Origin of the sequence: Tsukamurella hominis (assembly GCF_965137015.1) — a bacterium.
Taxonomy (GTDB): domain Bacteria; phylum Actinomycetota; class Actinomycetes; order Mycobacteriales; family Mycobacteriaceae; genus Tsukamurella; species Tsukamurella hominis.
Genome location: NZ_CBCRZG010000027.1, coordinates 34,380 through 56,617, shown reverse-complemented (window position 1 = coordinate 56,617; position 22,238 = coordinate 34,380). Strand labels below are relative to the sequence as shown.

The following is a 22,238-nucleotide window of genomic DNA, read 5'->3' as shown; positions in this document are numbered from 1 at the left end:
AGCGGTCCTGCGGCAACCCCGCCGCCACCCGCTCGCACACGCGCTCGCGCAGCAGCTCCGCGGCCAACCGATACTGCTCGAACACCGTCCGGCACCGCTGCCGCTCCATCGAACGCAACCGATCAGCAACGCCACCATCGGGCGGCCGATCCTCGTCTACACCAACGTCTTCGTCCATGCCCTGACGCTACGCCGACCGACCGACAAGTTTTCGACAGCAGAACACCACATCGAACGATGATCCGGATGGTCACGCCGCGCGCGCCACTACCGCTCCCCTGCGCGCGACCATCAGGATCACCGCGCTCACCACCGCGGGCACCGTCGACCACAGCGCGACGGCGACGTATCCGCCCTGCGCGGGCAGAAGCGCACCGTCGGGCGTGGCGCCCGTGAGGAGGAACCCGGCGAGGGCGCTGCCGATGGAAAAGCCGACGGCCCGGGCGATCTGGTTGACCGCCATGACGCTGGCGGTCTCGGACTGGGGCGTCCCGTCGAGCACGAGACGGGGCATCACGGCCGAGGCGCCGCCGACCCCGAGTCCTAGGACCGCCAGCGCTACCAACACGGCGACCAGGCTGTCCCGGCCGACCGCGAAGACCACCGCGGCCACCACGACCAGCCCCGACGAGACGGCGAAGGTCCCGCGCGGGCCGATCCGCGCCGACACCCGCGGGACCGCCCGCCCCGCAACGAAACCGAGTACGGAGAACGGGAGGAGCGCGGCCCCCGCGGCGACGCCGGGAAGCGCGAAGCCGTACGGCGCACCGTCGGGCACCTGGACGTACCGCGTGAGATCGCTGAACAGCAGGTACATCCCGATACCGGCGACCAACATCGCGAGGTTCGCGGCCGCCACCGACGGGCGCGCGACGAGCCGCAGGTCCACCAGGGGATCGACGACCCGCAGTTCGACGGCCACCCATGTCGCGAGCACCGCGACCGTGCCGACGAGCACGCCGACCACCGCGGCCGGCCGGCCCCACAGCGCGGGCTCCGCGATCAGGAACAGGAGGCCGAAGGTGCCCACACCGAGCAGCAGCGCCCCGGGCACATCGATCCGCGGGCGCGGGCCGGGCTCGTCGACGGGGACCGACCGCCAGGCGACCGCGAGCGCGACCAGCGTGATCGCGAGGCCGGTCCCGTAGGCGGCGCGGAGGCCGAGCACCTGGTCCACGAGACCGATCAGCGGGTAGCCCACGCCGATGCCGACGGTGGAGGCGACGGACAGGGACGCGATGGTGCTCGTCGCCCGGTCCGGCGGGAGGGCGCTGCGCGCCACGCTGACCAGCAGCGGCACCAGGGCGATACCCACACCCTGCAGCGCGCGCCCGACGAGCAGCGCACCGAACGGCAGGGGCAGCACCGTCAGCACCCCGCCGACCGCGACCACGCCCACCGTGCCGAGGATCGTGCGCCTACGCAGCGGCCCGGCGCCGAGCCGGCCCAGCACCGGTCCGGCGATGGCACCCGTGAACAGCGTGATCGTCAGCGTCCATTGCGCAACGCCCAGCGACACGTCCTCCGACCGCGCCACCGCGGTGATGAGCGGCGCGCCGACGCTCCCGATCACCGCCGCGCAGAGGGCGACGGTGACCAGCGCGCCGGACAGCCGGTTCACGACGACGCCGGCCGGTTCGACGCGGTGGTGACATGCTCGAACAACCCTGGCCGGATCAGGGTGCGGACCCCGTCGGCCCATGGTTCGTCGATCTCGGCCACGTCGAGAGCGGCCCCGGCGTTGAGCAGCATGCCGAACGCCAGGAAGGTCTTGACGGTGACGGGATCGAGCCCGGTGCCGGTCGCGGCGGTGTCCCACAGGCGCGCGAAGCAGCCGCGCACGACGTCGCGGACCTCGGAGTCCCCGCAGGCGGCGAAACCCTGCAGCTGGAGGCGCAGGGCCGTGTCGTCGGCGAGGTTCTCGTAGTACTCGGCGCCCATCCGCGCGAGCGCCTCGATGCCGACGGTCCCGTCCCCCGCCCGCGCCATCGCGTCGACGAGGCCGGCGAACGCGCCCGTGACGAGTTCGAGGAACAGAGCCTTCTTCGTGCCGAACATCCGGAAGACATAGGCCTGCGTGATCCCCGCCTCCCGGGCGATCTCGTCGACCGACGCACCGTGGAGACCGTGCGCGCCGAACTCGCGCGCGGCGATGCCGAGTATCTGCGCCCTGCGTTCTGGTCCACTCATCCGGGTGCCCACCCGGCCAGATTAGTAGTTACTAACTACTAATCACAACCCTCCGGACACGGATCGCCGACCACGCGGGCGTCGCCGGCCTCCCCGACGACGTCGATCGGCTGACAAGGGCACCAGCCGCCGCGCGTCACCGGCGGACGTGCCCGCCCGGCCACGATGCTGCCGTGCAGCGTCCCGTCGGCGCCCCAGTGCAAGATGTCGTGCGTCCACGGCTCGAGCAGGATCTGGTGCCGCTCGTACATCTCGACGTGGTTCCGCCGGAACTCGCCGAACCGCGCAGCCAGCGCTGCCAGGTAGTCGTGGAATCGCATGGTCACCCGCCTTTTTCACTCGATCGCAGCGTCTCCCACGATCCTGGGCGACGGCGCCCGGTTGGTCCAGCGAGTATTTCTACCGCCATCCGGTGGCTGTACTGAACGGTCTACCCTGGGGGCGTCCACCCGAGCAGGGAACCCCCAGAACGGAGAAGACACACCATGTTGTTCATTCGATCCATGGCGAGCGCGGCGGGAACCGTCGCCCTCCTCGCCGCCGCGGGTTGCGCCGACGACGGGGCCGGATCCGCGCCCACGACGCCGTCGACCATGACCGTCACGGAATCGGCCACGCACGAGCAGAACCCGCCCGCGCAGACGGTGCGGCCGACGAACACCGTCACCGCGCCGCCCACTCGCCCCGTTCCGACGACGGCGCCGCGCCCCACCAAGCCTACGGGCCCGGGCAGCGAGTACGACGTGCCCTGCACCGGCGGGCCCGACGAGGGCACGATCTGCACCAACCCCAACCACGGGGCCGGCGACGACCCCTACGGCACCGGCACTGCCGTCCCGACCACGACGAAGCCCCGCTGAACTACGCGGCGACGTCCTCCGCGTCGGCGTCGGGCCGAGTCCAGGCGAGGATCATGGCGGGCGTCGTCATGCCGATGAGCAGCGCGACCAGCGTGAAGAGGCCCGACGCGTAGTGCCACGCCGGGTTCCCGTCCGGCAATGCGGTCACGGCGGTGACCACGGTGTACGCGACAGCCAGGAGCACTAGGCTCGAGGTGACGGAGAAGCCGATGGAACGGGCCTCGTTCCGCTGCTCGGCCTCCCACTCGTCGAGCGCCGCGGCGGGCGCGTCACCGTGTCTGCCCGAGACGATCTGGATCATGATCCAGATCGGGAAGAGCGCCAAGCACGCAGGCAACCACAGCAGTGGCGCGTTGGGCACGTCGAAGTGACAGAGGATAGCGACGACGAACATGAAAAGATAGTCGATGAGCAACGCGGCGACCAGCATTCGTCGCCGGGACCGCGTGCGCCACGACGGCAACAGGGTCGAGAAGCGCTCCTCGTTCTCCCGGAACTTCCGGGCGCGGCGCTCCTGGTAGCGGGTGATCATGCTCGTCGTCATCGTGCTCCGCCTCTCTCGTTGCGTCCGTACAGCTCCGCCGACAGGGGCCCGAATTCACTGCGGGAGAAAACCGCCTCCACCGGCAGGTCGAAGACCGCGCAGAGGCGGAGGGCGAGATCGAGGCTCGGGTAGTGATCCCCGCGCTCGAGCGCGCCCACCGTCTGCGGGTTGACGTCGATCGCCGCAGCCAGCTCCTTCCGGCTCATCCGGCGCTCGGCGCGCAGGACGCCGATGCGATTGAAGATGGGGAGCGAACCCTCCCGCTTCACCGGACTCATGCAATCTATTGTTGGGAAAACCCAACAACTTGTCAAGAGCGCAGAGACCTCAGCGCCGACGCCGCGGCGTGCCATCCGACCATCCCGTGCACCCCCGGGGCGCCGGCGGCGGACGAGCAGAGGAAGGCGCGGTCGGTGAGGCGGTAGGGATCCACGAGCTTCGGCCGGCGCACCAGCTGCGCCGGAACGGCGGCACCGGCCGCGATATCGCCACCGACGAGGTTGGCGTTCACCGCCTGCAGGCCCGCGGGGCCGACGGACCGCGTCTCGACGATCCGGTTCCGCACCCCGGGCGCGTGCCGCTCCACCTCGGCCACGATCGATTCGGTGAGATCACCGGGGAAGCCGTTGGGGCAGTGGGCGTACATGGACACCGGCGCGAGTGAACCGGCGCACCGCGACGGGTCCGCCAGGTACTGCTGCGACAGGATGATCACGGGTCGCTCGGGCATCCGGCCGCGGTTCACCATGAGCTCCTTGCGCGCGATCTCCCGCGCTGTGCCGCCGAGGTGGACGAACGCGGATCGTCGGAGTTGCTCATGCACCCAGGGGATCCCGCCGTCGACCACGAGATCGACCTTGAACGCGGCCGGCCCGAACCGCCACCGCCGGGCGCGTCGCCGCAGCCAGGTGGGCGCGCGGTCCCCGAGCAGGTCCCGCGCCGCGGGCAGGCCGGTGTCGAGGACGACGAGGTCGGCATCGGGCAGCGTCGTCACCCGCTCCCCCGTGCGGATCCGCCCGCCGTGGGCCTCGACGATCGCGGCGAGCGCATCCGAGATCCGTTGGGAGCCGCCGATCGGCACGGGCCAGGGCCGCACCCCGGAGAGCAGGTACCCGATCGACGAGGTCATCGGCAGGTGCTGCGGAGAGATGGAATGCGCCGCGACCCCGGCGAAGACGGCCCCGCCGGTCCGCCCGAGCGCGGCGGCGGTGACCGCTGCCGGGAGGAGGAACCGCGGCCCCCACCGCGTCGCGGCCACGGGGTGCCGCGCGACGTCCGTCATGGGGCCGAAGAAGACCGGCATGACCTCCGGCCCGCAGTCCGGCACGTCCGCCAGGGTGCCGACCGCGTCGTCCGGGTGCGGCGACAGCGGGTGCGCCACGTCGATCTCCGCCGTGCCCCAGTCGATGTCGACGCCCACGTCCCGCAGCGCGGGCGAGGCGTACGCGAGGGGGTGCCCCGTCGAGAACCGGTCCACCACGGTCCCCCGCAGCGAATCGGAGCGACAGGCGCCGCCGAGGGTTGTCGAGGCCTCGAGCACCGTCACGTCGAGGCCCGCACGGGCCAACGACGCGGCGGCGGTGAGCCCGTTGGGGCCGGATCCGACGACGACGGCGGAGGTCATGCCCCCACGGTAGCCGCGCGGGCCACTAGGCTGCGGACATGCGCACCGTCCGACGCCTCCAGCCGTTCACGTCGACGATCTTCGCGGAGATCTCGGCGCTCGCCGCCGAGACCGGCGCCGTCAACCTGGGGCAGGGCTTCCCCGACACCGACGGGCCCGCCGGCATGCTGCAGGCCGCGAAGGACGCCATCGACGGCGGCCTCAACCAGTACCCGCCGGGTGACGGCCTGCCCGAGCTGCGCCGCGCCGTCTCCGCGCAGGTGGAGCGCGAGTACGGCCTGCACTACGACCCCGACGGCGAGGTGCTGGTCACCGTCGGCGCCTCCGAGGGGATCGCGGCCGCGGTGCTGGGCCTCGTCGAGCCGGGCCAAGAGGTCGTGCTCATCGAGCCCTTCTACGACTCCTACGCCGCGACCGTGGCGATGGCGGGCGCGCACCGCGTCGTCGTGCCGCTGGTCGAGGACGGCGGACGGTACGCCCTCGACCCCGCGATGCTGCGCGCCGCGATCACGGACCGGACCGCGGCGATCATCGTGAACTCGCCCCACAACCCCACCGGCACGGTGCTCTCCGACGCCGACCTCCAGCTGATCGCGGAGCTGTGCGTGGAGCGCGACCTGCTCTGCTTCACCGACGAGGTCTACGAGTACCTGCTCTTCGACGGCCGCGTGCACCGCCCGCTCGCCGCCTTCGAGGGCATGCGCGAGCGCACCGTCCGGATCTCCGGCGCCGCCAAGGCCTTCAACGTGACGGGCTGGAAGGTCGGCTGGATCACCGCGCCGCGCGAGCTGGCCGACGCCTGCCGCTCCGCGAAGCAGTGGCTCACCTTCACGGGCGCGACGCCGCTGCAGCGCGCCGTCGCGCACGCACTGGACAACGAGGCCTCGTGGCTCGAGAAGCTCGCGCCCGACCTGCAGGCCAAGCGGGACCTGCTCACCGGCGCCCTCGTCGAGACGGGGTTCACCGTGCACCCGTCGGAGGGCACCTACTTCGTCGTCGCCGACGCCCGGGGCCTGGGCTTCGACGACGCCGGCGCCCTCTGCCGGGAGATGCCCGCGCGCATCGGCGTGGCCGCGGTTCCGGTCAGCGCGCTCGCCGACGACCAGGAGCGCTGGGGGCACCTCCTGCGCTTCGCCTTCGCCAAGCGCGAGGACGTGCTCGCCGAGGGCGCACGCCGGCTCGGTCAGCTGAACGCGGGGATCACCTCGCGCTCGAAGAGCTCCAGTCCCGAGGTGTCGTAGGCGATTTCGGGGAAGTAGCAGATCGCGTAGGTCATGCCCTCGGCCTCGAGGCGCTTGAGGTTGGCCACGATGTCGCCCGGCGTGCCCACGCCCGGCATGCCGAGGTAGGCGCCCATCTCGGCGTCGACCCCCGCCTCGGGCACGTGCTCGAGCAGCCGGTTGCGGGTCTCGTCGAGGCGGGTCTGCACGTCGCGGGCGGCCTCGCCGATCACGATGTTGTAGTTGGCCGAACGGGTGATGGCGTCGAAATCGGTGCCCACGTCGGCGCAGTGCTTCCGCAGCACCTCCGACTTGTGGGCGAAGCCCTCGAAGGTGCCGTCGAAGTTGGTGTACTGCGCGTACTTCGCCGCGATCCGCAGCGTCTTCTTCTCGCCGCCGCCCGCGACCCACAGCGGGATGCCGCCGTCCTGCAGCGGCCGGGGCTCGCAGACGGCACCGTCGACCTGGTAGTACTTCCCGTCGAGCGTGGCCGAGCCCTCGGTCCACGCCTGCCGCAGGATCTGGATGCCCTCGTCGAGGCGGCCGAGCCGCTCCCCCGCCGACGGGAAGCCATAGCCGTACGCGCGCCACTCGTGCTCGTACCAGCCACCGCCGATGCCCATCTGCGTGCGGCCGCCGGAGATCAGGTCGACGGTGGCGGCGACCTTGGCCAGGTACGCGGGGTTGCGGTAGCTCATGGCCGTGCACATCTGGCCGAGCTTCACGCGGCTCGTCGTGGCGGCGAGGGCCGACATCAGGGTCCACGCCTCGTGCGTGGCCTCGCGGCTCGGGACCGGCGTGGTGTGGAAGTGGTCGTACACCCACACCGAGTCCCAGGGGCCGGAGTCGGCTCGCTGGGCGAGGCCGTTCATGACGGACCAGTGGTCCGCCGGATCGATGCCGACGAGGTCGAAGCGCCAGCCTTGCGGGAGGAAGAGTCCGAATCGCACGCCTCCAACCCTACGGAGGCCGCGCCGAACTTGTCAGTCGGTCCTCGTATCGTCGCGGGCGATGCAGGATTCGCTGTTCGACGATGCCGCACCGCTGGCCCCGCACCGCCGGGAGCTGTCCGACGGTGCGTGGCTCGACGTGCGCGTGGGGTGGCAATCCGGCGCGGACGAGCTGTTCGCCGCGCTGGCGCGCGACGTGCCGTGGGTCGAGGAACGCCGCCGCATGTACGAATGCACGTTGCCCGTGCCGCGGCTGCTGCGCTACTACGGCGACGGCGCCGCCCTCCCCCACCCCGCGCTCGGCGCGGCGATGGCCGAGCTCACGGAGCTGTACTGGCCGGACCTGCACGAGCCCTTCACCTCCGTCGGGCTGTGCCTCTACCGTGACGGAGCGGACTCGGTGGCCTGGCACGGCGACACCATCGGCCGCGGCGGCACGCACGACACGATCGTCGCCATCGTCTCCCTCGGCGCCGCCCGCCCGTTCCTGATGCGCCCGCGCGGCGGCGGCGCGTCCACGAAGCTCACGGTGGGCCACGGCGATCTGCTCGCGATGGGCGGCTCCGCGCAACGCACCTGGGAGCACGCGGTGCCGAAGGTGCCGCACGCCGGGCCGCGGATCAGCGTGCAGTTCCGTGCCTCCGGGGTCCGATAGCCCCACTGGTCATGACCTGGTGTGACAAGATGGGTCGATGATCGCGGACGGCCCGATTCCGAAGCACGAGCAGCTGCGGGCGCTCCTCGAGCAGCGCTGTACGGATGGGCTCGAGCCCGGTTCGGCGCTCCCCAGCGAGCGGCAGCTCTGCGAGGAGTACGGCGTCTCCCGCATCACGGTGCGCGAGGCCCTGCGCCAGCTCGTCGCCGAGGGCACGCTCGTACGGATCCGCGGCAAGGGCACGTTCGTCGCCGACCGGCCCGCCCGCTCACGGCTGCACCTCGCCTCGTTCCACGAGGACATGCGGCGCCTGGGCCGCAACCCGTCGACCGTCGTCCTGCAGACGGAGCTGCGGGTGCCGCCACCGTCGACCACCTCGGCCCTGCAGATCCGCGCGGCCGACAAGGCGTACCACGTCAAGCGGCTCCGGCTCGCCGACGGCGTGCCGATCTCCGTCGACGACGCCTGGTACCCGCAGGCGATCGCGCCCGGCCTGGACGCGCACGACCTGACGCAGTCGATCTACACGCTGTTGCGGATCGAGTACGGGCAGGCGATCGACCGGGCCGAGCAGTCCATCGGCGCGATCTCCTCCGACGGGGAGCTGGCCCGGGTGCTCGGCGTCCCGTCGGGCACACCGCTGCTCGCCTTCGACCGCGTCGCCTTCGCCGGCACCACCCGCGTGGAGCACAGCTACTCCTGGTACCGCTCCGACCGCTACCAGGTGCAGATGACGGTCACCGAGACCGCCGACGCGCCGTAGCCGCGCGAGTCACTCGTCCAGCAGCGCCGCCGCGCGGGCCAGGGCGCGCATCTGCGCCGGGTTGTACAGCTCGAGGAAGGCGGCGCCCAGGGTGCGCTCCGCGGCGTTCCGGCCGCGGACCGACACCGCGTTGGGGTCGGCCATCCACGGGTACCGCGCGTGCTGCTCGCGGATCGACGCGGCGAGCCGGAGCGCCAGCTCCTCGATCGTCGCGTCGTCGGCGTCGGGCGGCAGCGCGTCGAAGCGCTCGTCGGCGTCGGTGGGCTCCGCCATGAGCGCGCCGAGGTCGCCCAGGGCGGCGTCGTCGAAGATCCCGCCGAGCACCGTCGCGAGCGCCCGATCGCGGTCGGAAAGAGATTCGGCCACGGCGTGGAAGGCCGCGGGGGTGTCGAGCGGGGCGTTGTGTTCCAGGGCCGTCGCGAGCTCGGCCCGGATGCGCTGCAGCCGCGCGATCCGCTCCGCGAGTTCGCCGTCCAGCGCGCGGATCGCGGTCGGCAGGTCCTCCGCGGCGTCGGTGCGCATCGCGGCGAGCGGGACGCCCAGCTCCTTGAGGCGGGTGATCCGCAGCAGCCGGACGAGGTGCGCGACGCCGTACTGCTTGTACCCGTTGGACCGGCGTTCGGGCTCGTCGAGCAGGCCGATCGCGTGATAGTGCCGCACGGCCTTGACCGTGGTCCCGGCCAGTTCGGCCAGCTCCCGCGTGCTCCAGGGCATGCGCCGAGCCTACGGCTTGACCCTGCCCTTGGGGCACTGTTTACGGTCGCACCATGACCTCGACTCCGGGCACCGACTCGCCCTCGCCCGTCGCCGCTCCCACCTCCGTCACCGGCCGCCGGAGCATCGCTCCCGACCTCGCACGCGGCGTCATGCTGGTCCTCATCGCCGTCGCGAACGTGCCGTTCTTCCTGTGGGGCCGACCGACGGGGACCGGCGCGCACGCCGCCGACGGGTCCGTCGTCGATCGCGTCGTGCAGACCGTCGCGATCACCGGCATCGACAGCCGCGTGTACCCGATGTTCGCCTTCCTCTTCGGCTACGGCATCGTCCAGCTGTACACCCGCCAGCTCGCGGCGGGCACCGAGCCCGCGGCGGCCCGCCGGATCCTGCGGCGGCGGCACTGGTGGATGCTGGCGTTCGGCTTCGTCCACGCCGCGCTGCTCTGGTACGGCGACATCCTCGGCGCCTACGCGATCACCGGCCTCGTCCTCGTGTGGCTGTTCCTCCGGCGATCGGGCCGGGCCCTCGCGATCTGGGCCGCGATCCTGGTCCTCGTCTCCATCGCGTTCTCGGCGCTCACCCTCGTGGGCGCGCGCTCCGTCGGCAGCGAGGCCGCCGCGTCCCCGACCCCGGACCTCACGGACGCGAACGCCATCCCCGGGTACTGGGACGCGATGGCCGAGCGCGTCACGACGTGGGCGGGGACCATGCTGCCGACGGTGGTGCTCGGGCTGATCGTCCCCGTCGCCGTCCTGCTCGGCATGCTCGCCGCCCGGCACCGCGTCCTGGACGCGCCGTCGGCGCACGTCGCGCTGCTCCGACGGTGCGCGGTCGCCGGCATCGCGATCGGCTGGGGCACGGGACTCCTCCTCGCGCTGCAGAACCTGGACGTCCTGGCGGTCAGCGGCACGGCGGAATGGGGGCTGCTGCCGCTGCACACGCTGGGCGGGCTGTTCGGCGGGCTCGGGTACGTCGCGCTGTTCGGCCTGCTCGCGATCCGCCTCGAACGCACCGGCGCCGGGACGTTCGCGACCGCGGTGCAGGCGCTGGGCAAGCGGTCGATGAGCGGCTACCTCGCGCAGTCGGTCGTCTTCTCGCCGCTCCTCGCGGCGTGGGGGCTGGGCCTCGGCCAGTACCTGTCCAGTTGGTCGGCGACGCTGCTGGCGGTCGCCGTCTGGGCGGCCACCGTCGCGATCGCGGTGCGGCTGGAGGCCGCCGGCCGGCGCGGGCCGGCGGAGATCCTGCTCCGGCGCCTGGCTTATCCGCGGTAGAGCGCGTCACTCCTCCGCGGGAGCGACGACGAAGCGGACCGTCTGCCCCGGCCGCAGCAGGTCGACGAGATCGACGTAGGGCCCCGCGATCTCGGCGACCCGCACCTGCGCGGCGGTCAGCGGACGGTCCTCGCGCATCAGGTGCACCTCGCCGCGGTACCGCCCCATGGACGCGACGTCCACCTGCAGGCTGCCGCGCGATCGCCGCGTCCCGTTGACCGCGTCCGGCGGGACGGGGCCGCCGCGCGTGCCCTCGATGCGATGCGATGCCGCGGCCCCCTCCGGCCGGAGGCGCAGCGGACCGTCGAGCAGGTGCCGCATCGACCCGGGGACCGAGGCGAGCGGCACCACGATCTCACCGTGCCGTTCGCGGCGCTCGATCCACTCCTCGTGGTGCGGCAGCAGCGTCCCCTCGGCGCAGGCCACCGCGGTGTCCGGGCAGGCCGCGAGCGCGCGCGCGTGATTGACGTAGGCGTTGGCGTGCCGGTGCGATTCGAGCGTGGGCAGCCCCAGGTGCAGCGGCGCCCGGAACTCGCGCTCCCCCGGGATGAACGTCACCACGTCGTGCCCCCGCCCGCGCAGCAGCGCGTTCTGGCCGGCGAAGAAGTCCTCGGCGAGGCCGGTCTCCGGACGCGGGTAGTAGTTGTGCCAGCCCACCGGGTCGAGGCCGGCGAGCTCATCCAATTCCTCCGGCGTCACCGTGCTGGCGTTGACGGCGATCCGGAAGGGCCCCGCGGCCGCGATGGCGCGCACCTCGTCCGGGGAGAAGCCGAAGTCGATGCGGACCGTCGTGACGCCCCAGGCCCGGAGCATCCCGAGCCCTGCGAGGTCCACCCCCAGCAGCACGAGGGCCTTCGGCGAGACGTCGGCGCAGAACTCGATGCCGAGCTCCCGGTGCAGGCCCGCGAGCTCCGCGCCGAACGCCCGCAGTCCCGAGCTCTCGGGGATGTGCAGGGAGGTGAACACGAGCCCCCGACCGGCGCGGGCGGCGGCCAGGGCCACGCTGCGGCGCAGCGCGGGATCGTCCGTGGGATAGAGCGAGTGCAGCATGATCGTCCCTTCGGTGCGCGGCTCAGGCCAGGCGCGATTCCATCGATTCCTTGAAGCCGAACAGGTACGTCAGAACGAAGCCGGCCAGCGCTCCGACGGCGATGCCCCCGAGGTACCAGAGCCACCCGTCCGCCGAGATCACGCCCGTCATCAGGACCCCCGACAGCCCGATGGTCTGGGCGCCGAAGCCGCCGCTGACCTCCATTCCCCAGGCCACGAAGGCACCACCGAAACCCGCACCGAGACAGGCCGTGATGAAGGGATAGAACAGCGGGAGCGAGACGCCGTAGATGAGCGGCTCGCCGATGCCGACCAGGCCGAGCGGCAACGCGCCCTTGATGATCCGCTTGAGCTTGGGGTTGCGGGTCTTGAGCCAGATCGCGATGGCCGCGCCGTCCTGCCCCGCGCCGGCCATGGCCAGGATGGGCAGCAGCGGCGTGTAGCCGAGGTCCGCGATCAGCTGCACGTGCACCGGCGTCAGCCCGTGATGCAGGCCGAGCATCACCAGCGGCAGGAACAGCGCCGACATCAGGAAGCCGCCGAAGACGCCGCCCTGCTCGAGAGCGAAGTCGACGAGGAACCAGGTGACCCCGCGCATCACGAGCGCCGCGATCGGCATGATCACGAACAGGCTCACCACCGCGCCCACCAGCACGGTGAACACGGGCACCACGAAGAGGTCCAGGCTCGCGGGAACGCGTGCGCGCAGCCGCTTCTCGATCGCCGCGAACAGCCACGCCGTGGCCATCACGCCGATCACACCGCCGAGGCCGGGGCTCAGCTGGCCGACCACGGGGATCGTCAGCGGGACCGCCTCGGCGCCGGTCTTGGGATTCGCCGCGATGCCCGCGAGCGCGGGCAGGTAGGGCAGGCCGCCGGCGACGAAGCCGAGCACCGGCGAGCCCCCGAACTCCTTGGCCGTGTTCAGGCCGACGATCAGGTTCAGGCTCCCGATGAGGAGCGTGCCCACGGCCGCGAACACCAGGAACCAAGGATTGCCCGTCACCGACGGGTCGATCAGCTTCCAGATGTTGGCGATCGCCGCGATGATGCCGCAGGCGATGAAGCCTGGGAAGAGCGGGATGAAGATGTTGCCGACGTGCTTGAGCGCGACCTGCAGGCGACTCGTCTGCTGTGCCTTCACCTTCGCCTGCGTGCGCGTCGCCAGGGAGTCCAGCTCGGCCTCGCGCACGTCGTCGGCCACCTTGTCGAGCGCCACGACGACGTCGGACTCCGAACCGGATTCCGCGGCCCGAGCCGCGGCGAGCACGTCCCCGAAGCCCTCCCGCAGGCGTTCGGCGTGGCCGGGGCCGACGACGATCTGCAGTTGGGGGCCGTCGACGACGCCCTGCACGCCGTCGAGCGCGCGGATGCCCGCGACGTCGACCGCCGCCTGGTCCTCGACGTTGATACGTAGGCGCGTCATGCAATTGGTGTGCGAGGCGACATTGCCGGTTCCGCCGACGAGCCGCAGAACCTTCTCGCCGAGTTCGGTGTAGTCCATCAGAGCAGTCCTCCCTACGGATCAGGATTCGGTGGAGCGGATGGCGACGCGGACGAAGCCGTCCGCGTCGGCGAGGCGCCGGCGGGCGGTCGGGGCGTCGACGTCGGCGAGGATCATCACGATCGCGGTCTTGGCGTGGCCGTCCGCCGCGGCCGAGGCCGCGCGGGCGGCGGCCTCGTCGGCGCCCGTGGCCTCGCGGATGATGCGGACCACGCGGCCCGCCAGCTTGACGTTGCTGGGCGCCACGTCGACCATCAGGTTCGAATAGGCCTTGCCCGTCCGTACCATCGCGGCCGTCGAGATCATGTTGAGGATCAGCTTCTGGCTGGTGCCGGCCTTGAGGCGGGTGGAGCCGGTGAGCACCTCGGGGCCGTTGTCGACCTCGATGGCGACCTGCGCGTGCGCGGAGACCGCGGCACCCGGGTTGCAGGAGAGGGCCACCGTCGACGCCCCGACCGCCCGCGCGTGGTCCAGGCCTCCGATGACGTACGGCGTTCGGCCGGAGGCCGCGATGCCGATCACGACGTCGGCGGGGGTCACGCCGAGCGCGACGAGATCGTCCCGGCCGCGTTCGGCGGAGTCCTCGGCGCCCTCCTCGGACCGGAACATCGCCGCGTCGCCGCCGGCGAGGACCCCGATGACCACGCCCGGCGGGACGCCGAACGTCGGGGGGCACTCCGCCGCGTCGAGCACGCCGAGCCGGCCACTGGTACCGGCGCCCTGATAGATGAGCCTGCCGCCGGACCTCAGCGCCGTCACCGCGAGCTCGACGGCGCGCTCGACCTCCGGGAGGACACGGCGTACCGCGTCGGGGACGAGCCGGTCCTCGTCGTTCATGGCCGTGAGCAGCTGTTCGACCGTGAACTCGTCGAGCTCCATGGTCCGGCTGTTCCGGCTCTCCGTCGTCGCGATCTCGTGCACGGCATCCCTTCCGCTCCAGCGATGACGAAAGATTACACACGAACATGTTCGTGCGAAGATTGTTTTCAGAACTGCTGTGGAATACTCGCCGAGACGCTGGAGGGGGACCTGTGGACGGCACCATCGACCGCATACGATCCGTCGTTCCGACCTTGCGCCCGGCGGAGGCCAAGGTCGCCGCGACGGTGATCGGCGACCCCGAGCGCGCGGTCGCCGCGACGATCACCGAGCTGGCGGAGGCCGCCGGCGCGTCGCAGGCCAGCGTTGTCCGGTTCGCCCGCGCGCTGGGGTTCGGCGGCTATCCCGATCTGCGGATCGCCCTGGCGCAGGAGCTGTCCCGCCGGCAGGTCGAACTCGAACGGTCCGACATCGCCGAGGGCGCGATCAACGACGCGGACGACCTCGCCACCGTCGTCGCGAAGATCGCCTTCCACGAGGCCCGCTCCCTCGAGCAGACCGCCCGCCTGATCGACCACGACGCCCTCGAGACCGTGGCGCGGGCGATCGCCGAGCACGGACGGTGTCACGCCTTCGGCGTCGGGGCCAGCGGCCTCGCGGCGCTCGACCTCTCCCAGAAGCTGCAGCGGATCGGCCTGTCCTGCCAGTACTCGCCGGACACGCACATGCAGCTCGTCCACGCGGCACTCGCGACTCCGGACTCGGTCGCCGTCGCCGTCTCGTTCAGCGGGACCACCGTCGAGGTGCACCGCGCCCTGCAGCTCGCGACCCAACGCGGGGCCCTCGGCGTCGCCGTCACCAACGCCCCCGAGTCCCCCCTGGGGCGGGCGGCGGACCGCCTCCTGCTCACCGTCGCGCAGGAGTCACCGCTACGGGCGGCGGCCCTCGCCAGCCGCCTGACGCAGCTCGCCGTCGTCGACTTCCTGTTCATCCGCGTCGCCCAATTGCGCTACGGCGACCTGGAATCCGCCCTGGCGATCACCCGCGAGGCCGTGCATCCCCAGCACCTGCCGCCGACGAGCTGAGCCCGCGACCTAGTCCGCGAAGCCGGACGACGGGGAGAAGCAGGTGCTGTAGAAGGCGCGGCCGAAGGGCGTGATCTCGATCCGGCGGCGGACGGTCTTCGCGTACCGGCCCGCGCTGCTCAGCGCGTCGAGCAGCTGGGGCTGCACCTGCAGCAGCTCGTAGCGCCGCACGTCGACCTGCTCCTTGGAGAACCAGATCAGGCCCAGCCGGTGCAGGTTGCCGAGGTACTCGGCGATCCGGTCGGGGTTCCGGCAGCCCGCAACCTCGGGGATCATCGACACGCCGGCGGCCACCGTCTCGGCGCCGACGCCGAACGGGCGGTTCGTGCGCACGTCGATGGCGGGCTGGGCACCGTCGTTGAAGAGCAGCCGCAGGATGCGGGCCTCGTCCGGGCACAGCTCCTGCAGAATGTGCTCGTAGGCGGGGTGGGGCGTCTGCGCGCCGGCGGGCTCGGCGGACTGTGCGAGGAGCCGATCGCCCGTGCGGCGGAGCTCGTCGGGAGTGGCGACGGGCTCGGGGGCCTGCTCGAGCAGCTCGTCCACGACCTCGCCGTGCACGACGATGCGCGGCGCGACCTCGGTGGTCAGCGCGACGTCCACGAGGTGACCGGCCTCGCTCACGAACTGCTGGGTGAGGCGCTGCGCCGAGCCGCCGAGCTCGCGGGTCACGCTGAAGGCCGAGTTCGAGACGCGCCCCAGCCGGCCGAGGAGCCCGCCGGACTCCTGCTTCTCCGCCGCGGCGACCTCGCCGCCGTCGCGGACCGCGAGCTCGCGGTTCTCGTCGACGGCCTCGTCGTCGGAGGCCGCGGAGGAACGGGACTTCTCACTCACGTCTGTCACACCCCGAATATCGCTAGATGGAGGAACCCGGCGAACGAGCCGAGCACCGCGCCGTGCAGGAACAGCAGCCACTCATCCTGCTTGATCGCCGATCGGAGCAGCTCGCTGAGGTCCTCCGGGCTGAGCTTGCTCATCCGCTCGATCACGAACTCGCGCACCTTCGACTGCTGCTCGGCGACGAACTTCGGCTCGCTGACCGTCGCCTCGGCGACCTTGAGCGCCTCCGCGCCGACCAGCTGCGGCACCCGCTCGTAGGCCTCGGAGCCCACCGACAGCTTGACGAAGCCCCGGGCCCACCCGGCCGCGTTGTCGATCGAATCGCGCAGCACCGACTCGACGGTGGCGCGGGTCCGGTCGGATCGCGGGCCGTGCAGCAGCTCGTCGCAGATGTTCTCGATGGTGATGACCTTGTCCGCCATGACGATGGCGTACTGCTCGCCGATCTCCTTCTTCCGCTTGAGGAACAGGCCCTGCTTCCACGGCACCCACCAGGTGGGGTGGATCGGCTCGAAGATCATGAGGATGCCGATGTAGTTCACCACGTAGCCGATGACGATCCCGCCCAGCGGCAGCAGCCACCAATACGGGAAGAAGTGCAGCAGCGCCACGAGGAGGAAGCCCATGGGGAAGCCGAAGTAGAAGCCGAAGTTCTGCATGAACTTCAGCTCCTTGCGGCCCATGTTGTAGAAGATGTCCTTCAACACCGCGGGATTGTTCGTGAGGTACCGGATCACCAGCAGCTTGGCGTCGATGTAGTCGTCGATGTTCTCGCCGATGGTCGACGTGATCTTCCGGACGTCCTTGGGCAGCGACGCCGAGACGCGGCGGTACACCAGCAGCTTGACGTCCTCGGGGAGCGAGTACCACAGGCGCGGGTTCTCGCGCTGCATCACGGATTCCACGATCGACGGGATCATCGGCAGCGACGCCCGGGTGAGCACCTCGGAGACGTGCTCCGGGTCCATCACTTCGTAGAACTCGGCGATGCTGCCCACTTTGTTGAGCGACTTGTCGACGGCGATGCTCGCCATCTTCTCCGCCCTCGAGGGCACGATCCCCTGCCAGCCGACGCGGCCGTCGGGCATGATCGCGGGGATCACCTGGACCCGGCGCGGCAGCAACGGATACAGGGTAGCCATCCCGGGCACCTTGACGCCGTAGAACTTCTTCGGCTCGAACAGCATGAGGATGCCGGTCCAGTTGGTGATGTAGCCGATGATGCCGGTGAACAGCGGAACGGTGATGAGGTGCTGGATCAGGTTCGCATCCATCGCACGCCTCCCTCAGCGAGGCGTCCCGTCGAGCTCACCACAGGCCATCCACCTTTCCCCAACCGACAACATTCGCGCTCACGGTACTCAAAGTAGTGAGAGGATTACGCCTCCATTCGATCACTGTGACCAGATGAACACGCCGGAGCGACGCGTCATTCACACAGTAAAGATCCAATCCCCCGCTGCCACATCGCGTTCTTCAAGATTCGCAATGGACCCGGGTTGGGAATCCATCACCACGACGGGACAGATCGCACTCAGCCCTCGGTCACGAATACCCGCTGGAGAGAACGAGATCAGCGGATCTCCGGCGGCCACCGTGGCCTTCTCCGCGGCCAGCAGCGTGAAGCCCTCGCCATTCAGATTCACAGTGTCGATTCCGACATGCACCAGAACACCGATACCGCCGTCCGCGAGCACGATCGCCGCGTGCGGATGCAACTTCAGCACCGTCCCCGCCACGGGCGAGACGACGACGGCCTCGGCACCGTCGGCGGGCGCGGACGGTTCGATGGCGACCCCCGAGCCCACCATCTCGCCGGCGAAGACCTGATCCGGCACGGCCGAGAGCGGCACGAGCCGCCCCGCGACCGGTGCCAGCACCTCGGTCACAGGAGGTCCTGCACTTCCTCGGCGAGCGCGTCCGCGGTCGGGCCCACGACGACCTGCACGGCCGAGCCGGCGACCATCACGCCGTGCGAGAGCTTCTTGAGTGCTGCCTGGTCCACGAGGCCGGTGTCCTTGACCTCACAGCGGAGGCGGGTGATGCAGCCCTCCACCTCTTCGATGTTGCCGGCCCCGCCGAGCCCGTTCACGATGTCCTGCGCCTTCGACATTCCTGCCGCCTTTCGGAGAGGTTCGGGGAAACCGACTCACGCCGGGCCGAACTGGTTATAACCTGTCGTCAGCCTAGTGGACTCGTCCCTCGACAGGAGCGAAAAATGAGTTCCTCATCCGGATCCGGTATATCAGCACGACGGCTCGATCTGAGCGGTCTCCAGAAACTCGGCCGCAGCCTCATGCTGCCCATCGCGGTGCTGCCCGCGGCGGGCCTGCTGCTGCGGCTCGGCCAGGACGATCTCCTCGGCCGGTTCGACTCCATGAAGACCGTCGCCGCGGTGATCGGCGGCGCCGGCAACGCCCTCATCTCGAACCTGCCGATCCTGTTCGCGGTGGGCATCGCGATCGGCTGGGCGAAGAAGGCCGACGGTTCCACCGCACTCGCCGCGCTCGTCGGGTACCTGTCCTTCCAGGCGGTGGAGAAGGCGATGTCGCCGGTGGTGCTGGCGGGCAAGGTGGACAAGGCGGGCGATCCGGCGGTGGTCGACTTCGGCGTCCTCGGCGGCATCGTCATCGGCATCATGTCCGCGGTGCTGTGGCAGCGCTATTACAAGACGAAGCTGCCCGACTACATCGGCTTCTTCTCCGGGCGGCGCCTGGTCCCGATCCTCACCGCATCGGGCGCGATCGTCGTGGGCGTGCTCATGTCCTTCGCCTATCCGCTGTTCAACTGGGCGCTGACCGGCCTCGGCAACTGGGTCGCGGAGCACTCGGTCGTGGGCGGCGGCGTCTTCGGCGCGGTCAACCGGCTCCTGCTCCCCCTGGGCCTGCACCACATCATCAATTCCGTCGTGTGGTTCATCCTGGGCGACTACACCGCAGCGAACGGCGAGGTCGTGCACGGCGACATCTCGCGCTTCCTGCAGGGCGACCCGACCGCCGGCACCTTCATGACCGGCTTCTTCCCCATCATGATGTTCGGCCTCCCCGCCGCGGCCTTCGCCATCTACCGCTGCGCCAAGCCCGAGAACCGCAAGACCGTCGGCGGCATCATGCTCTCGGTCGCGCTCACCAGCTTCCTGACCGGCATCACCGAGCCGCTCGAGTTCTCCTTCATCTTCGTCGCCTGGCCGCTGCTGCTCGTGCACGCGCTCCTGACCGGCAGCTCCCTGCTCATCGCGAACTGGCTGGACATCCACCACGGCTTCACCTTCTCGGCGGGCGCGATCGACTACGTGCTCAACTTCGGCAAAGCGACGAATCCGCTCTGGCTCATCCCGATGGGCCTGGTGTACGCCGTGATCTACTACTTCTCGTTCAGCTTCATCATCAAGCGGCGCAACCTCAAGACCCCCGGGCGCGAGGACGAGGACATGGAAGCGGAGGCCACGGCTTGAGCGAGTTCCTGCGCGGCACCGTCGTCACGCCCTCCGGGGCGATCGACGACGGCGTCCTGGCCCTCGCCGACGGCCGGATCGCGGAGGTCGGACCCGCGTCCGCCTTCCCGGCGGCGACGCTGCCGGCACCGTCGGAGCGCGTCTACCTGCCCGGCATGATCGACGTCCACTGCCACGGGGGCGGGGGCTTCGGCTTCCCCGACTCGGATGCCGACGGGGCCCGCGCGGCCGCCGCGCACCACCTCGGCCGCGGCACCACGACGCTGCTCGCCTCGCTGGTCTCCGCGGCGCCGGAGAAGCTGCTCGAGCGGATCGCGACGCTCGCGCCGCTCGTGGACGACGGCACCGTCGCCGGGCTGCACCTGGAGGGCCCCTTCCTCGCGCAGGAGGTGTGCGGCGCGCAGGACCCGCGGTACATCATCGACGGCGACCCGGCGCTGCTCGCGACACTCCTCGACGCCGCCGACGGCCGGATCTCCTCGATGACCGTCGCCGCCGAGACCGCGCACTTCGCCGACCTGGCGCGGCAGCTCTCCGCGGCCGACGCCGTCGTGTCCGTCGGGCACACCGCCGGCGACTACGACACCGTGGCCGCCGCGCTCGGCACCCCGGACGGCCCGGTCAGCATCACGCACCTGTTCAACGGCATGCACCCGATGCACCACCGGCACCCCGGCGCCGTCGGCGCCGCGCTGCACGCCGCGGGCGAGGGCCACGCGGTCGCGGAGATCATCGGCGACGGGGTGCACCTCGCCGCCGGCACCGTCGCGATGGTCTTCGCGACCGTCGGGCCGGACCACATCGCGCTGGTCTCCGACGCCATGCAGGCGGCCGGGATGCCCGACGGCCAGTACTCGCTCGGGCCGCTGGAGGTCACCGTCGGGGGCGGCGTCGCGCGCCTGACCACGCCCGACGGGACGCCGGGCGCCATCGCCGGCGGCACCTCGTCGGTGCTCGACGTGGTGGTGCGCGCCGTCCGGCACTCGGGGGTGTCGCTCGCCGACGCCGCGCGCGCCGGCGCGACCACCCCGGCCCGGTTGCTGGGCCTCAAGGACCGCGGCGAGCTCTCTGCCGGCCTGCGTGCCGACGTACTGGAGCTCTCCGCCGACCTCGAGCTCCTGCGGGTCCTCCGCGGCGGCGAGCAGGTGTAACACCTCTTTCTCCGGTGTTACACTCGGATATGCCCACGACCCGGCCCCGCCACGCGATCACGGAGACCCCCGAGGTCACGCGCGCGCTGGAGGTCGCCCGACGGCGGTGGCCGGCGCACGCCGAGAGCCCGTCGCGCCTGCTCCGTGAGCTGATCGCCGCGGGCGCGGAGGCGGTCGAGGAGTCGTCGGACAGCGAGATCGAGCAGCGCCTCGCAGCGGCCGCGAGGCTCGCGGGAAGTCTCAGCGGCGTGTACCCGGAAGGCTATCTCGAAGAACTGAGGTCCGAGTGGCGGGACTAGTCGTTCTCGACGCGAGCGTTCTCATCGGATTCTTCGAGAGCAGCGATCCGTTCCACAGCCGGGCGATCGAGATCGTGACGACGGCCATCAGCCAGGGGGCCGGCCTCATCGCGAATGAGCTCACCGTCGCCGAGTTCCTCGTCGGGCCCGCGCGGTCCGGCATCGTGGAGAGCGCGGAGGCACGCCTCGCGCAGCTCGGGATCGACCGCCGCGGCTTTCCGACGTCATTCGCACCCCGCCTCGCGACGATCCGCCACAACGCGCGAGTGAGGCTCCCCGACGCCGCGGTGATCCTGACCGCCGTCGACGCGGCGGAGGCGGGCACCGGCGCAGTGTCCGTGGCGACCTTCGACGCCCGGCTGCGCGCCGGGGCGGCGACGTACGGCATCGCCTCGGCGATCGTGGATTGATCACGCCAGAGTGAGCTCGCCGCGGATCGTCGTGCTCGTGGCGCCGCCGATCCAGATCGCCTCGCCGTCCCGCTCGACGTGCACGCGGCCACGGCGGCCGAGCGCGGTGCCCTGGGACGCCGTGTAGCGCTCCGGCAGCTCACCGGTGCCGATCAGCCACTGCGCCAGACCGGCGTTGAGCGAGCCCGTCACCGGGTCCTCGGGCACCGCGAGCGACGGGCAGAAGGCGCGGACCTCGACGTCCGCGTCGCCGCCCGCCGGATACCGGCCCACCACACCGACGTTGAGCTCGCCCATCGCCGCGAAGTCCGGCCGCAGCGCGAGGACCGCGTCCGCGTCGCGCAGTCGCGCGGCCACCCAGCCGGGGCCGTTGTCCACCCACTCGGCGGCGAGGATCTCTCCCGCCGGGACGCGCAGGCCCGCGGCGATCCGGTCGACGGTGTCCGCGTCCGCGCGACCGCTGCGGACGAGCGGCGGCGCGGCGAAGGCGAGCGTCGCCCCGCGGCGCAGGCGCACCAGGCCGGCGCCGCACTCCTGCACGACGGTGCCGGCCGCGGCGGAGACGCCGCCGTCCTCCAGCCACGCGTGGGCGCTGCCCAGCGTCGGGTGCCCGGCGAAGGGCAGTTCCCCGCCGGGCGTGAAGATCCGGAGCCGGTAGTCGGCCGCCGGGTCCGTCGGGCGCAGCAGGAAGGTGGTCTCGCTGAGGTTCGTCCAGCGCGCGAACGCCGCCATCTGCTCGGCGGTGAGGTCGTCGGCGTCGTGCACCACCGCCACCGGGTTGCCCAGCAACGGTTCGGAGGAGAAGACGTCGACCTGACGGAAGCGGTGCATGCGT

General features: G+C 71.4%; 26 protein-coding genes. 10 read left to right on the top strand and 16 right to left on the bottom strand.

Going from position 1 to position 22,238, the window contains the following annotated elements; translation table 11 throughout:
• Nucleotides 1-250 precede the first annotated feature (250 nt).
• Genes ACM9LD_RS22540 through ACM9LD_RS22530 form a run of 3 tightly spaced genes read right to left on the bottom strand, consistent with a single transcriptional unit; the run spans nucleotide 251 to nucleotide 2,510 of the window.
• A complete protein-coding gene (locus tag ACM9LD_RS22540; RefSeq protein ID WP_415678749.1) occupies nucleotides 251-1,621 on the bottom strand; it encodes an MFS transporter in 1,371 nt (456 codons plus the stop codon).
• Nucleotides 1,618-2,190: a TetR/AcrR family transcriptional regulator gene (locus ACM9LD_RS22535; protein WP_415678748.1), complete on the bottom strand. Its 573-nt coding sequence runs from the start codon at nucleotides 2,188-2,190 to the stop codon at nucleotides 1,618-1,620. The genes ACM9LD_RS22540 and ACM9LD_RS22535 overlap by 4 nt, the downstream gene beginning before the upstream one ends.
• A 38-nt stretch (nucleotides 2,191-2,228) precedes the next feature.
• Complete coding sequence (locus ACM9LD_RS22530; RefSeq protein WP_415678747.1) at nucleotides 2,229-2,510, bottom strand: hypothetical protein; 282 nt, start codon at nucleotides 2,508-2,510, stop codon at nucleotides 2,229-2,231.
• A gap of 165 nt (nucleotides 2,511-2,675) precedes the next feature.
• On the opposite strand from ACM9LD_RS22530, the gene ACM9LD_RS22525 reads away from it, so the two are divergent.
• A complete protein-coding gene (locus ACM9LD_RS22525) occupies nucleotides 2,676-3,050 on the top strand; it encodes a superantigen-like protein SSL4 (RefSeq protein ID WP_415678746.1) in 375 nt (124 codons plus the stop codon).
• Between the two features lies 1 nt (nucleotide 3,051).
• Here the strand turns inward: ACM9LD_RS22525 and ACM9LD_RS22520 are convergent, their stop codons facing one another.
• The 3 genes from ACM9LD_RS22520 to ACM9LD_RS22510 are packed head-to-tail and all read right to left on the bottom strand — an operon-like array spanning nucleotide 3,052 to nucleotide 5,218.
• Complete coding sequence (locus ACM9LD_RS22520) at nucleotides 3,052-3,594, bottom strand: hypothetical protein (protein WP_415678745.1); 543 nt, start codon at nucleotides 3,592-3,594, stop codon at nucleotides 3,052-3,054.
• Complete coding sequence (locus tag ACM9LD_RS22515; protein WP_415678744.1) at nucleotides 3,591-3,872, bottom strand: helix-turn-helix transcriptional regulator; 282 nt, start codon at nucleotides 3,870-3,872, stop codon at nucleotides 3,591-3,593. Before ACM9LD_RS22515 ends, ACM9LD_RS22520 begins: the two co-directional genes overlap by 4 nt.
• A gap of 32 nt (nucleotides 3,873-3,904) precedes the next feature.
• A complete protein-coding gene (locus ACM9LD_RS22510) occupies nucleotides 3,905-5,218 on the bottom strand; it encodes a phytoene desaturase family protein (protein ID WP_415678743.1) in 1,314 nt (437 codons plus the stop codon).
• 38 nt (nucleotides 5,219-5,256) lie between these two features.
• On the opposite strand from ACM9LD_RS22510, the gene ACM9LD_RS22505 reads away from it, so the two are divergent.
• The gene (locus ACM9LD_RS22505) at nucleotides 5,257-6,459 is read left to right on the top strand and encodes a pyridoxal phosphate-dependent aminotransferase (RefSeq protein WP_415678742.1); all 1,203 of its coding nucleotides are present in this window, start codon (nucleotides 5,257-5,259) and stop codon (nucleotides 6,457-6,459) included.
• Here the strand turns inward: ACM9LD_RS22505 and ACM9LD_RS22500 are convergent.
• Complete coding sequence (locus tag ACM9LD_RS22500) at nucleotides 6,402-7,388, bottom strand: LLM class F420-dependent oxidoreductase (RefSeq protein WP_415678741.1); 987 nt, start codon at nucleotides 7,386-7,388, stop codon at nucleotides 6,402-6,404. The two genes, ACM9LD_RS22505 and ACM9LD_RS22500, sit on opposite strands and share 58 nt — an antisense overlap.
• A gap of 61 nt (nucleotides 7,389-7,449) precedes the next feature.
• On the opposite strand from ACM9LD_RS22500, the gene ACM9LD_RS22495 reads away from it, so the two are divergent.
• Together ACM9LD_RS22495 and ACM9LD_RS22490 are read left to right on the top strand one after the other, a co-directional pair.
• The gene (locus ACM9LD_RS22495; RefSeq protein WP_415678740.1) at nucleotides 7,450-8,043 is read left to right on the top strand and encodes an alpha-ketoglutarate-dependent dioxygenase AlkB; all 594 of its coding nucleotides are present in this window, start codon (nucleotides 7,450-7,452) and stop codon (nucleotides 8,041-8,043) included.
• Nucleotides 8,044-8,080: 37 nt separating this feature from the next.
• Entirely contained in the window at nucleotides 8,081-8,806 is a 726-nt protein-coding gene (locus ACM9LD_RS22490) for a GntR family transcriptional regulator (RefSeq protein ID WP_415678739.1), read from the top strand.
• A 9-nt stretch (nucleotides 8,807-8,815) separates the two neighbouring features.
• Here ACM9LD_RS22490 and ACM9LD_RS22485 read toward each other — a convergent pair whose 3' ends face one another.
• Nucleotides 8,816-9,520 carry a MerR family transcriptional regulator gene (locus ACM9LD_RS22485; RefSeq protein ID WP_415678738.1) on the bottom strand — a complete coding sequence of 235 codons (705 nt, stop codon included), beginning with the start codon at nucleotides 9,518-9,520 and terminating at the stop codon, nucleotides 8,816-8,818.
• A 53-nt stretch (nucleotides 9,521-9,573) separates the two neighbouring features.
• On the opposite strand from ACM9LD_RS22485, the gene ACM9LD_RS22480 reads away from it, so the two are divergent.
• Nucleotides 9,574-10,794, top strand: coding sequence for a DUF418 domain-containing protein (locus ACM9LD_RS22480; protein WP_415678737.1), 1,221 nt, complete (start codon nucleotides 9,574-9,576; stop codon nucleotides 10,792-10,794).
• Nucleotides 10,795-10,800: 6 nt separating this feature from the next.
• Here the strand turns inward: ACM9LD_RS22480 and ACM9LD_RS22475 are convergent, their stop codons facing one another.
• From ACM9LD_RS22475 to murQ, 3 genes are read right to left on the bottom strand one after another with little or no spacing between them, the layout of a single operon-like run.
• On the bottom strand, nucleotides 10,801-11,844 hold the full coding sequence (locus ACM9LD_RS22475) for a MupG family TIM beta-alpha barrel fold protein (protein WP_415678736.1): 1,044 nt from the start codon (nucleotides 11,842-11,844) through the stop codon (nucleotides 10,801-10,803).
• A 22-nt stretch (nucleotides 11,845-11,866) separates the two neighbouring features.
• A complete protein-coding gene (locus ACM9LD_RS22470; RefSeq protein WP_415678735.1) occupies nucleotides 11,867-13,348 on the bottom strand; it encodes a PTS transporter subunit EIIC in 1,482 nt (493 codons plus the stop codon).
• A gap of 21 nt (nucleotides 13,349-13,369) precedes the next feature.
• On the bottom strand, nucleotides 13,370-14,269 hold the full coding sequence (gene murQ / locus ACM9LD_RS22465; protein WP_415678734.1) for an N-acetylmuramic acid 6-phosphate etherase: 900 nt from the start codon (nucleotides 14,267-14,269) through the stop codon (nucleotides 13,370-13,372).
• A 110-nt stretch (nucleotides 14,270-14,379) separates the two neighbouring features.
• Between murQ and ACM9LD_RS22460 the strand changes: the two genes are divergently transcribed.
• Nucleotides 14,380-15,252 (top strand): MurR/RpiR family transcriptional regulator, encoded by an 873-nt coding sequence (locus tag ACM9LD_RS22460; RefSeq protein ID WP_415678733.1) that lies wholly within the window; start codon nucleotides 14,380-14,382, stop codon nucleotides 15,250-15,252.
• 9 nt (nucleotides 15,253-15,261) lie between these two features.
• Here ACM9LD_RS22460 and ACM9LD_RS22455 read toward each other — a convergent pair whose 3' ends face one another.
• The 4 genes from ACM9LD_RS22455 to ACM9LD_RS22440 form a co-directional block, all read right to left on the bottom strand.
• Entirely contained in the window at nucleotides 15,262-16,092 is an 831-nt protein-coding gene (locus tag ACM9LD_RS22455) for an Abi-alpha family protein (protein ID WP_415678732.1), read from the bottom strand.
• Nucleotides 16,089-17,363, bottom strand: coding sequence for a DUF445 domain-containing protein (locus ACM9LD_RS22450; RefSeq protein ID WP_415678731.1), 1,275 nt, complete (start codon nucleotides 17,361-17,363; stop codon nucleotides 16,089-16,091). Before ACM9LD_RS22450 ends, ACM9LD_RS22455 begins: the two co-directional genes overlap by 4 nt.
• 159 nt (nucleotides 17,364-17,522) lie before the next feature.
• On the bottom strand, nucleotides 17,523-17,978 hold the full coding sequence (locus tag ACM9LD_RS22445; protein ID WP_415678730.1) for a PTS sugar transporter subunit IIA: 456 nt from the start codon (nucleotides 17,976-17,978) through the stop codon (nucleotides 17,523-17,525).
• A complete protein-coding gene (locus ACM9LD_RS22440; RefSeq protein WP_415678729.1) occupies nucleotides 17,975-18,202 on the bottom strand; it encodes a PTS transporter subunit EIIB in 228 nt (75 codons plus the stop codon). Before ACM9LD_RS22440 ends, ACM9LD_RS22445 begins: the two co-directional genes overlap by 4 nt.
• A gap of 105 nt (nucleotides 18,203-18,307) precedes the next feature.
• On the opposite strand from ACM9LD_RS22440, the gene ACM9LD_RS22435 reads away from it, so the two are divergent.
• From ACM9LD_RS22435 to ACM9LD_RS22420, 4 genes are read left to right on the top strand one after another with little or no spacing between them, the layout of a single operon-like run.
• Complete coding sequence (locus ACM9LD_RS22435) at nucleotides 18,308-19,543, top strand: PTS transporter subunit EIIC (protein ID WP_415678728.1); 1,236 nt, start codon at nucleotides 18,308-18,310, stop codon at nucleotides 19,541-19,543.
• The gene (locus tag ACM9LD_RS22430; RefSeq protein WP_415678727.1) at nucleotides 19,540-20,694 is read left to right on the top strand and encodes an N-acetylglucosamine-6-phosphate deacetylase; all 1,155 of its coding nucleotides are present in this window, start codon (nucleotides 19,540-19,542) and stop codon (nucleotides 20,692-20,694) included. Before ACM9LD_RS22435 ends, ACM9LD_RS22430 begins: the two co-directional genes overlap by 4 nt.
• Before the next feature lie 29 nt (nucleotides 20,695-20,723).
• Complete coding sequence (locus tag ACM9LD_RS22425) at nucleotides 20,724-20,993, top strand: hypothetical protein (RefSeq protein WP_415678726.1); 270 nt, start codon at nucleotides 20,724-20,726, stop codon at nucleotides 20,991-20,993.
• Complete coding sequence (locus tag ACM9LD_RS22420; protein ID WP_415678725.1) at nucleotides 20,981-21,403, top strand: type II toxin-antitoxin system VapC family toxin; 423 nt, start codon at nucleotides 20,981-20,983, stop codon at nucleotides 21,401-21,403. The genes ACM9LD_RS22425 and ACM9LD_RS22420 overlap by 13 nt, the downstream gene beginning before the upstream one ends.
• On the opposite strand, the gene ACM9LD_RS22415 is transcribed toward ACM9LD_RS22420, so the two are convergent.
• Nucleotides 21,404-22,234 carry a PhzF family phenazine biosynthesis protein gene (locus ACM9LD_RS22415; RefSeq protein WP_415678753.1) on the bottom strand — a complete coding sequence of 277 codons (831 nt, stop codon included), beginning with the start codon at nucleotides 22,232-22,234 and terminating at the stop codon, nucleotides 21,404-21,406.
• Nucleotides 22,235-22,238 lie beyond the last annotated feature (4 nt).